General features: G+C 45.2%; 9 protein-coding genes and 3 tRNA genes. 4 read left to right on the forward strand and 8 right to left on the reverse strand.

The window, feature by feature from the left end:
- Positions 1–90: 90 nt before the first annotated feature.
- The 8 genes from PHE24_01110 to PHE24_01145 all read right to left on the reverse strand — a co-directional run bounded on the left by PHE24_01110 (position 91) and on the right by PHE24_01145 (position 6489).
- The gene (locus PHE24_01110; protein ID MDD4901715.1) at positions 91–2313 is read right to left on the reverse strand and encodes an ATP-dependent DNA helicase RecG; all 2223 of its coding nucleotides are present in this window, start codon (positions 2311–2313) and stop codon (positions 91–93) included.
- A gap of 229 nt (positions 2314–2542) precedes the next feature.
- Positions 2543–2995: a hypothetical protein gene (locus PHE24_01115; protein MDD4901716.1), complete on the reverse strand. Its 453-nt coding sequence runs from the start codon at positions 2993–2995 to the stop codon at positions 2543–2545.
- A 127-nt stretch (positions 2996–3122) separates the two neighbouring features.
- On the reverse strand, positions 3123–4079 hold the full coding sequence (locus tag PHE24_01120; protein MDD4901717.1) for a hypothetical protein: 957 nt from the start codon (positions 4077–4079) through the stop codon (positions 3123–3125).
- Entirely contained in the window at positions 4072–4527 is a 456-nt protein-coding gene (locus PHE24_01125) for a hypothetical protein (protein ID MDD4901718.1), read from the reverse strand. The genes PHE24_01120 and PHE24_01125 overlap by 8 nt, the downstream gene beginning before the upstream one ends.
- A gap of 37 nt (positions 4528–4564) precedes the next feature.
- A tRNA-Arg gene (locus tag PHE24_01130) sits at positions 4565–4636 on the reverse strand.
- A gap of 278 nt (positions 4637–4914) precedes the next feature.
- Positions 4915–5529 (reverse strand): hypothetical protein, encoded by a 615-nt coding sequence (locus tag PHE24_01135; protein MDD4901719.1) that lies wholly within the window; start codon positions 5527–5529, stop codon positions 4915–4917.
- Positions 5530–5677: 148 nt separating this feature from the next.
- Positions 5678–5749: transfer RNA gene (locus PHE24_01140), tRNA-Arg, on the reverse strand.
- 164 nt (positions 5750–5913) lie between these two features.
- Positions 5914–6489 carry a hypothetical protein gene (locus PHE24_01145; protein MDD4901720.1) on the reverse strand — a complete coding sequence of 192 codons (576 nt, stop codon included), beginning with the start codon at positions 6487–6489 and terminating at the stop codon, positions 5914–5916.
- Between the two features lie 117 nt (positions 6490–6606).
- On the opposite strand from PHE24_01145, the gene PHE24_01150 reads away from it, so the two are divergent.
- The 4 genes from PHE24_01150 (at position 6607) to PHE24_01165 (ending at position 12308) form a co-directional block, all read left to right on the forward strand.
- Positions 6607–6696, forward strand: a tRNA-Ser gene (locus tag PHE24_01150).
- A 240-nt stretch (positions 6697–6936) separates the two neighbouring features.
- Positions 6937–9198 (forward strand): glycosyltransferase, encoded by a 2262-nt coding sequence (locus PHE24_01155; GenBank protein ID MDD4901721.1) that lies wholly within the window; start codon positions 6937–6939, stop codon positions 9196–9198.
- A 121-nt stretch (positions 9199–9319) separates the two neighbouring features.
- Positions 9320–11713 carry a plasma-membrane proton-efflux P-type ATPase gene (locus PHE24_01160; protein ID MDD4901722.1) on the forward strand — a complete coding sequence of 798 codons (2394 nt, stop codon included), beginning with the start codon at positions 9320–9322 and terminating at the stop codon, positions 11711–11713.
- A complete protein-coding gene (locus PHE24_01165; protein ID MDD4901723.1) occupies positions 11700–12308 on the forward strand; it encodes an MFS transporter in 609 nt (202 codons plus the stop codon). Before PHE24_01160 ends, PHE24_01165 begins: the two co-directional genes overlap by 14 nt.
- Positions 12309–12327 lie beyond the last annotated feature (19 nt).

Consider the following 12327-nt stretch of genomic DNA (forward strand, 5'->3'; position numbering starts at 1 on the left):
ACTGCGTAATTTCGCGGGATGATTGCATTTTTTTTCACAGTAATAATGAGCCCGGTTCGAAATCGAACCGGGCTCAAATTTTTTTAAATGCTATTCCAAATGAATTTTTTCTTCGAAAATTTCCATTTCCTGCTTTAAGGCAGGATTTTTTTTAAGGTCTGGATCGATGTTGAGCAAGGCGACGGCTTCGTTTTGCGCTTGTTGCATTAATTCATAATCCCAGAGCGTGGCGATCTTCAATCCGGGGAAGCCGGATTGGGCCGTGCCGAAAATTTCGCCCGAACCGCGCAATTTTAAATCCATCTTGGCCAAGGCAAAACCGTCGGAAATTTTTTCCATCGCTTCCAGGCGGCGGCGAGTTTTTTCATCGTTGGAAGAAGGGAAGAGAAAACAATATGATTGCTCGGCGCCGCGCCCGACCCGGCCGCGGAATTGATGCAATTGCGCCAAGCCGAAACGATCGGCGCCTTCGATCATCATAATAGTTGCGTTGGGAACATCGACGCCGACTTCGATCACGGAAGTGGAAACCAAGATTTTATATTCATTATCCAAAAAGCCGCGCATGATTTCTTCTTTGTCTTTGGCCTTAAGTTTTCCGTGCAGGGCGGCCATCTTTATTTCCGGAAAAATTGCTTTGTCTAGTTTGATAAATTCTTCTTTGACTGATTTCACGCCATAAAGATCAGATTCTTCAATCAGGGGACAAATGACAAAAGTTTGCCGGCCGGCCTTGATTTGTTTCCTGATAAAATCATAAGCGGCGGCGCGTTTTTCTTCCGGAACGATACGGGTCATGATCGGTTTGCGCCCGATCGGCATCTGTTTGATCACGGAAATATCCAGATCGCCAAACAGCGCCAGCGCCAGCGAGCGGGGGATCGGCGTGGCCGTCATCGATAATAAATGCGGCGTCAAATCCGAATGGCCGGATTTGGCCATTAAAGTTTTTCTCTGCTCCACGCCGAAGCGGTGCTGTTCGTCGATTACGGCTAAAGCCAAATTTTTAAATTTCACATCTTCCTGCAATAACGCATGCGTGCCGATAATGATATCTATTTCGCCCGCCCCGACCATCTTTAAAATTTCCGCCCTGCCGATTTTTTTCCCTCCTTGCGAAGGAGAGGTTAGGGGTGGTTTGTTTTTGTCATCCCGCCTGCCCGGCCAGGGAGCACAGGCCGCCTCGGCGACGGGGCAAGCAGCTGAAAAATCCCCTCTTGGGAGGGGTGGCCGCGCCGCGCGGACGGGGTGGGTATATTTATTTTCGTTATTTAAGAGTCGATAATTATTTGTCAGTAAGGCAATTCTTAATGGAAAATTATTTAGCAATCGCGAAAGCGAATTAAAATGCTGCTGCGCGAGAATTTCCGTCGGCGCCATCAAAACGCCCTGCTTATTATTCAGCGCCACGTTTAGCAAGGCGATGACCGCTACCAAAGTTTTTCCCGAGCCAACATCGCCGTTCAAGAGCCGCGACATCGGCCGCGTTTTGCCCAAATCGCCTAAGATCGCCCAAGCGGCTTGCCGCTGGTCGTCAGTTAATTTGAAAGGCAAACCGGCCACAAATTCCTTGGTATCTTTTTCCTTGAATTCGATTTTTACAGCAGTTGCCAAATCGCGGTCTTTTTTTACCAATTGCGATTTTAATTGCAGCAAAAATAATTCATCGAAGGCCAGGCGGCGGCGCGCCGTCTCCGCGTCAGCCCATTTTTTGGGGAAATGGATCAGTTTTATCGTTTCCTTGAGCGGTAATAAATTAAGTTTTTTTCTGATTTCTTCCGGCAGAGCGTCGGGTAAATTATGGCTAAGATCGATAACCTGGCTGATTAAAAATCTTAATTGTTTTTGGGTGATCTTTTCAGTCAAATGATAATTGGGCACCAAGCCGGAAGTGTGAATCAGTCCTGATGTGCTGACCCGTTCATAAACCGGCGAGGCCATGGTCAAAACGCCCTGATCTTCGGCTCGGCCGGCGAGCGAGATTGTGTCGCCGACGCGCAAGGTTTTGCCGATGAACGGCTGATTGAACCAGATCACTTTTAAAGTTTCCGTTCCATCGTTAATGAGCGCTTCAGTGATATACATGCGGCGATGGTGGGCGCGGCGATTCTCGATCAATTCGATCTGGCCGATGACATTGGCGGCAATTCCCGGCCGCAAATCCTTAATTTTGGTCGAATGGGTAAAATCGTCATAACGATAGGGAAAATAAAAAAGCAGATCTTCTGCGTTATTAAGACCGATCATTGCCAGACGCTTGCCGATGCTCGCGCCCACGCCTTTGAGGGAAGTTAGAGGAGTATTTAAGTCCATAAATATAACGCGAATACTGCGAATTTTACGCGAATACAACGAACTATTTTTAATTCCCCTCCGCGGGAGGGGTGGTCCGCCCTGGGCGGACCGGGGTGTGTCATCCGATTCATAGAGTTTGCGGTATTCGCATTATGTATCTGATTTTACCTTTTTTCACCTTTTATTTCAAATAAAAATCCCGCACCTTTTGTAGAGAGTATTCTCAAAAAGGTGCGGGATGCGAGATTTAAGCAAGCAATTTGGCGACTGCTTGTTTTATTTTTTTGTTGAGTTTGATGGAAATGTTCGGGTCGCCATCGCGGCCTGTTCCGGGACAGGGGATGCAAAGATAATTATGATCGCGGATAAACTTGGCTTGCTCGGCCGCGTCGCCCCCGTAGTGATTGATCAGCCATTGGCTTTGATTATCGATAGTGGCCTCGATTAAGCCAAAAGCATTTTGTAATGACTCCTTTTTCATTATCCTGCACCCAGTCACTATTTCAGAAGGGCCGTGAACGACTCGCCAGGCTACGTCATAATAATTTTCGGTGAAGTTTTTTGATATTGTTAATTGTTCCGCTCTTCCGCCAATGGCCAGATAGCCATTTTCTCTGATAAAATTTGTTATCCGCATTTCATCGCCATGACTGTGCCACCAATCGGGACGCTGTTTTAACCGAGGTATTTTTGTCGCCATCAGAACCTCCGTTTTTGTTTTTAAGTTGCAAATTTAAGCCGATTAGCTTAACAGATTATATTAAGGCAAAACAACAAAAAAGGCAAGAAATAAAAAAGCCTGGTTTTTGAGGCCAAGCTTTTGCGAGTCAGAGTGAAAAAAAACTCGATTTCTTCTTTTTTTGCTTAGTATTTTTGCTTTTTTCCGGAGCGGGCGGCAATTTGATTATGTCATTAATCGGGTGGCAAATGGTTTCGGTTGGCGCTTTGCGACGTTTAGGAGACTCCGCCGAAGCCGTTTCGATGCCATATTTTTTTCCCAGCGCCAGATAGATTTCCATGAAGATTTTTTCCGCTTCCTTGATCATTGATGAGCCCGGGGGATAATTGATGATCGGGTCTTTGATAACCAGATAGTCGGCGTTGGAATTGATTGCCGCGGTCGGGGTAATCGTTTTCCCCAGACAATTTGACGAACCTTTCGGGTCAACACCATAGATCATTTTCTTAATGTGTCCAAAAGCGATTTTGTCGTCGTATGATTTAATATCTCTGGGGCTGCAAATCACCCCATCTAATTCGCGTCTGGAAACAATATCCTGGAAAGATTTCATCCGGCCATAAAATTCGCCAAAAATCGGCGCAGCAGCACACGGTTCAAGGTTAATGGGTATGGTAATGGCAAAGATCAACGGTCGGAACGGCAAACTGGACGAGCTTTCTTCCGGCTGGATTTCCCATGCTTCCCGAAATGGCCTGGTGCCTTTGTTCATTTCATCAACGAAATTTTCGATTGCTTTAAACCCGGCGGAACAATGGATGCTGACCATTGCCGCTCCGCTGTCTTTGAGCTTTTTTCCCAGATTACCCATTTCATCGTCAGGCACATTGATGTTCAAATTAAGGAAAATGCGCGTCTTTAAGTCTTTAGCCGCCAAGAGTATCGCATAGTAAGAACTTAGGCTGGCTGCCAGATTTACGCAAAACCCTCCGACATGGGGAGATAATTCCCGCATAATCGGATGGGCCTCATCAAAATAAGCAAAATCAGACATGTCGACCATCATTATGCCTCGAGCTTTTAGTTTCAGGGTGGCTTCATCCATGATAATGTCCTTTTTTAAAGTGTTTAAAGAGCATTACAAGTTTTCTATCTAAAATACCATAAAGATTAAAATTAATCAATGGGTACGTATGTAGCGGGATATTGATAAAATAAAAACAGGCCTCGTCGGCCTGCTTTAAATTGTGCTCTCGACAGGAAATCGAATCGTCGCTTCGCTCCTCTTTGGAAGGGGTTTCCACCCCTTCCAATACCATCCCCCGAAAACAGCGGGGAACTACCGTTCCCCAAACCCCTCCCGTTCGATTCCTGTCGGACAAAACAAAAACGGCCGCCGATGCGTCCGCTTTTGTTTTGTGCTCTCGACAGGAAATCGAATCGTCGCTTCGCTCCTCTTTGGAAGGGGTTTTCACCCCTTCCAATACCATCCCCCGAAAACAGCGGGGAACTACCGTTCCCCAAACCCCTCCCGTTCGATTCCTGTCGGACAAAACAAAAACGGCCGCCGATGCGTCCGCTTTTGTTTTGTGCTCTCGACAGGAATCGAACCTGTATCACAAGCTTCGGAGGCCTGCGTCCTATCCGTTGAACGACGAGAGCTAAATGTGTTTCTTTATCTTTTTTTACTTTGTAAAAAGTGTAAAACGCGCCCGGCCCTGCCGGGCATCCGTTGCCACCCAGAGGGTGGTCCGCCTTTGGCGGAAACGACGAGAGCTTCTAGTTAATTATAAATTAAAAATTATAAATTATAAATAGGCGATTTGTTCATAACAAATAAAACCCTTCAAAGGGTTCTATTTGTACAATTTTTCATCTTTAATTTTTAATTGATTCATGTGCCCTTATGGGGACTGGATTGGAACCGAATACTGCGGGAATTAAGGTTTTGGCAGGGAGTGCTCCAGTCCGCCGAATAAGCGTTTCCTGTATATGGAAAAAAGTATTAACGTGTTCGCAATAAGTAAATAGATTTGAAATGCAGAATTTTCTATGTTCCATCTTGGAATAGACGGAAGAACCAACACTACTGCAACCAGGCTAGCAATAAAGGTAACCCCAGTCTCTGTTTCGGGATGCGTCCAGGCTTTACGAATTGTAGGAAGTGATGCAAGGCCATCACCAAGAGCCGCTAGTAGTATTGCACTACGAGGAGAATCAGCTAACGCCCAAACAATTAGTGCCAACACCGAACATAAACCACACGCCAAATCAAATCTTGTTAGTTTCCAATAGCTCTGCTTATTAACAAATGAAACAAGAAAGACGAGTAAGGGTAAAAAACCAGCGAGGAAAATTCTAACCGTTGCCCAAACATCAGCGTGGGCATAAAGAGCGGCGGCAGTTCCTATAAGTGGGGCAAGTGCCCACATAGACCAAGAGATGCGGTTGGGTTTTGTTTTACCATTCAACGTATCTCGAATATAGGCAAATGAGCCAAGCACGCTTATAACCGCACTTATTATGACCAGCCAATGAATTAAAGGTAATCCCATATTTGTAGCTTATCGTAGATTCAAATAGTTTATTATGGATTGGTGCTCTCGGCAGGAATCGAACCTGCATTACAAGATCCGCAATCTTGCGTCCTATCCATTGCCACCCAGTGGGTGGTCACCCTCTGGGTGAAACGACTTGTGTAAGTGCTCTCGGCAGGAATCGAACCTGCATTACAAGATCCGCAATCTTGCGTCCTATCCATTGAACGACGAGAGCTCAATAATTTATCCATTGCCCGCTACATCGGCCTTTGGCCGTGAGCGGGTCCGCGCACGCCGCATCTGGCGGCGATGTCGCGGAAACGACGGGCGCTTTTTTAAAATACCCCTCCTTTCCAAGGAGGGGATGGGGTGGTTTGATTCACCGCTATGAACATCTTGCTATAACCGGAACAGTTTTGTCAACTGTTCGGACAGGGGGATGGTCGTTCTTTCCAGATTTTCTTTGACGTATTTAAGCAGATTCCGGCGGATGACGATCGGATTCATATCATCCAAGGGGATGGAAAAGCGGGTGCGGGCGAAATTGACCAGCCAAAAAAGCCAGCTATAGCGGGCCGGTTCGTTGGCCGGCAAAGCGGGTCGGGCAAATCTCTTGAATTCCAAATAAAGATTTTTTACTCCCTCGTCCGGCTCATAAATTATAAAAAAATCCTGAATAAGGCCATAATCATAAAATTCTTTGCCCACTGTCACGCCCCGATCGCTTAAAGTGACATTAAGCGATCCTGGTCTGCCACCGTCAAAAATTACGAGCAAGACCGCCGCAAAAATAATAATGATGGCAAAAATCAGATTTTGCGTAAAAATCGCGTAGGTCAAAAGAGCGATGGCGATGAGCGAGTAGATCGCGTACCAAAGCTTTGTTTTCCCTTCGCTTTGATATTCGGGTATTTGCCAGCTGATGACGTCGGTTTCGGATTTGATGTCTTGAGTCGGCTTGTATTCTTCGGCCATATTGTTTGACAGTCAATTTTTTATCTTATATTATGATTATATCATATTTGTAAGTTAACGTAAAATATACCAATAGATAAATCGAAAATCTGAAATCTTAAATCGAAAATCGAAAGAGGAGAGGTGGCTGAGTGGCTGAAAGCAGCACACTGCTAATGTGTTAACCTAGCAATAGGTTCATGGGTTCGAATCCCATCCTCTCCGCCAAGATAACTAAGTATCGTGCAGACCCGAGTGGCTTTAAAGTGGGGAGTTCGCTGATAATAAAAAAATAACGATTTTAAAGTCGTTATTTTTTTATAGCAGAGGAATTTATACTCATTTGATAAGCGATTTTGAAGCCCACAGGCCGTCGCCAATCCGATACCAGCCATTTTTTTCTTCAAACGCTTGTATTGCAGCATCTCATCATTTACAAGACTCGTTTTTCGCGTTATTATTTTGAATATGTTCAAACATTTAAAAACGAAAAAATGGGTTGTTTATGTGTCAACTTTTCCGCCCCGCGAGTGCGGAATTGCCACCTTTACCGAGGATTTAATGGATTACTTCGACGAAATGTATAAGCCTCATGAAGAGGCGAAAGTTATTGCCATGAATCTTGATCGGACTTCCCGATATGCTTATGATCAATCGAGGGTTATTTATCAGATTCCCCAGCCGAGCGAATCCCGTTATGAGGACGCCGCAAAATACCTGAATTCTCTTGACCAAGTAGCCCTTGTCCACGTTCAGCATGAATTTGGAATTTTTGGCGGATTATATGGCGGTCATCTGATTCTTTTTCTGCGTGAGCTCAAAAAACCAGCGATAGTTACTTTTCATACGGTATTACCTTCGCCTAATCCCGAGCTGAAAGATATGGTGGGCGCGATCAATAATCACGTACAGAAGATCGTGGTCATAACGGAAACCTCAAAGCGGATACTGATTGCCGAATACGGAATCGACCCGGAAAAAATCGTCATTATTGCCCACGGCATCCATCCGGTTAATTTTTCTAACGGCCAAAAAAATCGCGCGGATTTAGGGCTCGAAAAATCCGTGGTTATTTCAACCTTCGGCTTGATTGGAAGAGGCAAGGGGATAGAGTACGGCATTGAGGCCATGGCGGAAGTCGTCAAAAAAAATCCCAACGCCATTTATCTTATCATCGGCGCTACGCATCCGGTTGTTTTAAAAAACGAAGGCGAAGCTTATCGGAATTCGTTAGAGCAAAAGGTCCATGATCTTGGCCTCGAGGATCATGTTTTCTTTTATGATAAATATCTTGAACTCCACGAGTTGCTTTATTTTCTGGATGCCACGAATATTTATTTGGCGCTTTCCCAAGATCCGAATCAAGCTGTTTCCGGAACTTTATCTTATGCGCTGGGCTGCGGCCGTCCGGTTGTTTCTACGTCGTTCGCCCAGGCCAAGGAAGATGTCACCGAAGATATCGGCATCTTAGTCGGTTTTAAGGATGTAACCGGCATAGCTGAAGCTCTTTCTCATTTGATAAATAATTCAGAGCTTCGCGGCCAGATGGGCAAGAATGCTTATTTTAAGACGCGAGTCAGAACGTGGAGAAATTCCGTGCTCCGCCATATGAATGAATATATCCGCCTGGTGCCCTCTTTGGGAGAAGAAGAAAAAAATCTGCCCAGGATACGGCTTACCCATCTTAACGCCATGACTGACAGCTTTGGCATCATCCAATTCGCCAATCTGATAACGCCGGATCCGTCCTCCGGATATACTCTTGATGATAACGCACGGGCATTGGCGGCGGCGGTAAAATATTATGAAATTTCCGGCAAGAAAAAAGTTTTTCCGCTCATTCATACTTATCTGAATTTTATCGAGTATGTTCAAAAGGACGGCGGAGGTTTTCATAATTACGTGGATGCTAAAAGAAAAATTATCGGTAATGAGCAGCTTGATGAAAATCTCGAAAGCGCCAGCACCAGGGCGATGCATGCTTTGGCGGCAACCGCCGCTTCTCCTTCTTTGCCGCAACAGTTCCGCGAAAAGGCGATTGCAATGTTTAAAAAGAACCTGCCTATGCTATTAGCCGTAACTTCTCCCCGCTCAATCGCCTATGCTATCAAGGCGCTCCGTTTTTGGAATTCCGCTTATCCTTCTCCCGATACGGTCCAGGCCGCGGCCAAGCTTGCCGACAAGCTGGTTGAATATTACGAAAAGACCAGCGCTCCCGATTGGCATTGGTTTGAAGATATCCTGGCTTATGCCAACGGCATCATGCCCGATTCCCTGATCGACGCGTATTTGCTTACTAAGAACGAAAAATATTTGAGCATCGCCCGCGAATCGCTCGATTTTCTCATCGGCAACAGCTTTAAGGAAAATATTTGCGTCCCGATCGGCCAGAACGGCTGGCTGAAGCGCGGCGAAAAGAAATATAACTACGATCAGCAGCCGGAAGAGGCGGCCAGTCTGGTTATAGCTTTAAAGTCAATGCACGAGGCCACTCGCGATGAAAAATACGCGCGCCGGATGCGCCAGGCTTTTGATTGGTTTTTAGGGAACAATCTTCTTCGCCGCGTCGTTTATGATCAGAATTCCGGCGGCTGCTTTGACGGCCTCGGCGAAAACGAGGTTAATCTTAATCAGGGCGCGGAATCCACTATCATGTATCTTCTGGCGCGCCTTGAATTCGAGCAGTCTTTAGTAGGGCGGCAAAACGAGGACATTAAGGACGCGGTTTAGAGTATTTTTTGGTGAAGTAATTTTTCATAGGACGGATACCGCTCATAAGCCTTATTTTTGGGAGGCTTTTTTATTTGTCTTAATTGGATTTTTATGATTTTTTGTGTTATTTTTAAGATATATGACTGATCAAGATTATCCCGGACTATCAACCATTGAGGCGGAAAAAAGATTGGAAAAATTCGGGCTGAACGATGTTGAAGAAAGGAAGAGCGGCTTGGTGAAAAAGTTTTTAGCGCCTCTATACTCTCCCATCTCGCTCATGCTTTTGGGAGCGGCTTTTTTGTCGTATATAAACGGCAAGATTTTCGATTTTTATTTCATTATCGCCCTGTATTTCGTTAATTACTCAATCCAAAAATGGCAGGAATTCAAAGCGGACAAAGCCATCAAGGAGTTGCAGGACAAACTGTCGTTCGATGTCTGGACTTGGCGCGACGGAAAATGGGATTATGTCAATGCCAAACGGTTAGTTCCCGGCGATCGCATCCGCCTGGGTTTAGGCAGTATTATTCCGGCCGATGGAACAGTCCTGTCAGCCAAGAATCTTTCCGTGAATGAAGCGGTCCTGACCGGAGAATCGCTGCCAAAAGATAAAAAAACAGGTGATAAGATATTTTCCGGTTCGTTCATCGCCGCCGGTAATTTTGAAGCCGAGATCACGGCTACGGGAAAAGATACGAATTTCGGCAAGACAATATTTTCTATCGAACAATCGACGGAAAAAAGCATTTTGGAAAAAGACATTTTAAACATTACCCGATTCTTAACAATTGTCAGCATTGTGTCAGTAATAATTCTTTCCGTTGTTTTTTTTCTCCGTGGTTTTTCCATCGCCGATCTTCTGACGCTTGACCTGAGCTTGATAATCGCGGGCATCCCGATCGCCTTGCCAGCAGTGATGGCAATAATCTTGAGTATCGGGGCCGGCGGCTTGGCCAAAAAGCAAGTGGTGGTTAGGCGGCTCTCGGCCTTGCAGGATTTGGCCAATGTCAATTTGCTTTTGACTGATAAGACAGGGACGCTGACCAAGAATGAAATCAGCGTCGTCAGCGTCGTTTGCTATCAGCCGAATTTGAGCACCGATGATGTTATTGAATTGGCGAGCTATGCCGCTTCCAACGATATTCCCGATGCGATTGACTCGGCAGTTGTCAAAAAATTCAAGGAGACCGGCCGGCAGCCAGCCAAGATTGAAATTATCCATTACACTCCTTACGACTCAGACCGGAAGAGATCGACAGCCTTCATTAAGAAGGGCGAAGAAAAAATACTGATCAGCCTGGGCGCGCCGCAAGTGATAATGGCTTTTGATGAATTCGGCTCGAAAGAAACGGCGGAAAAGTTCGAAAAAGATATTCAGGATGCGGCCAATGAGGGCTATCGGGTTTTGGCAGTGGCGGTCAAGAATGGCGGCGGCGATGAAGAAAAGCATATGCGGATCGCCGGCTTGCTTTTGCTGGCCGATCCCTTGGACGAAACTTCGAAAGAAGCGATGAGGTTTATGCGGGATAACGGCATCGGCGTCAAAATGCTTACTGGCGATAATAAGGTCATTGCCGAACGGATCGCCAATGAGCTGGAATTTTCCGGAACGATTTTGGCCGCGGCGGAAGCGAGAAAATTATATGAAAACAAAAAAACTTTTCAAAAGAAGCTGAATGACATTTCGGTTTTCGCAGAAATCCTGCCCAAAGATAAATATGAGATCGCCAAAGCCTTCGAGAAGAAATACGTTGTCGCCGTTACCGGCGATGGCATCAATGATCTACCCGCTCTTAAAGTTGCCGATGTCGGCATTGCCGTTTCCGGCGCCGTCAGCGCCCTGAAAAGTCTGGCAGACATAGTTTTGCTCGGCCAAGGACTCTCGGTTATCAAAGACGCTATTTTGGAATCGCGGAAGATTTTTGTCCGTCTTTATAATTATACGGTTTATCGCATCTCCGAAAGTTTCCGGCTCATCATCACTATTTTGATCCTCGGTTTATGGATCGGCGCTTATCCGCTTCAGCCCTTGCAGCTTATCCTTTTGGCTTTTCTTAATGATATTCCGATAATCTCCTTGGCTTTTGACCGGGTAAAAATTTCCGCCAAGCCATCAGAAATAAATAACAAAGAAAGATTGGTTTCTAGTTTGTTGTTCGGTTTGGTAGGAGTATTGAACAGTATGCTGATGTTTTTTCTGATGGCTAATATTTTTCATCTATCTTTGCCGGTTATCCAAACGATGTTTTTCCTTAAGCTGACCGTGTCCGGCCATGCCTTGATTTTTGTGGCTCATACCAAGGAGCGCTGGTTTAAATTCTTGCCTGCCAAGCAGGTGATCATCGCCACCTTGGCCACGCAAGCGATTGCGACTACCTTGGCCATTACCGGTTTTATGATGCCGGCGGGAATCAATCCTTTGTATGCCTTTTTCGTCTGGTGCTGGGCTTTATTCTGGATGCAGATCGGTGAATTAACCAAAGATTTACAGACAAAGTATGTGAAAATAATAAAAAATGGAACAAGATAAAAAAATAAAAAAAATATTTGCATTAATTTTTCCTCACACAAGGCTGAATAATAGCCTGCGAATTTTGGTAACAACTAACGCCATTTTCGTTTTTATTATAGGCCTGTTTGCGCCATTTTATGCAGTGTTTATCCAGCATATCGGCGGGAACATTGCTTTTGCCGGATTATCGTGGGCTATATTTTCAATTGTTAGCGGCGTGCTGATATTTCTTTTTTCGAAGTGGGAATTAAAGGTAAAAGAGCCAGAGCTTTTGATTGCATTGGGATATATTTTGCGCAGCGGCGTATTCTTGAGCTATGCTTTTATGACAAGCATTACCCAGCTAATTGTCACCCAAGTTTTTTGGGGAGTGGCAACGGCTTTGGGAACACCGGCATTTGATTCTGTCTATGCTAACCACACAACTAAAGAAAATTCCATTGTTGAATGGGGACAATGGGAGGGTATTTCAGCTATTGTCACGGGCACAGCGGCGCTTGTCGGCGGATTCTTTATTCAAACATTCGGCTACCAGGTAATTTTTATTATTATGGCGATAATATCTGCTAGTTTGGGAATTTATATTTGGAAGTTGCCGCGTGAAGTTTTATAAAATAAATAATTATTTTAAT

The organism is Patescibacteria group bacterium, from assembly GCA_028707065.1.
Taxonomy (GTDB): Bacteria; Patescibacteriota; Patescibacteriia; order Patescibacteriales; family WJLG01; genus JAQTUZ01.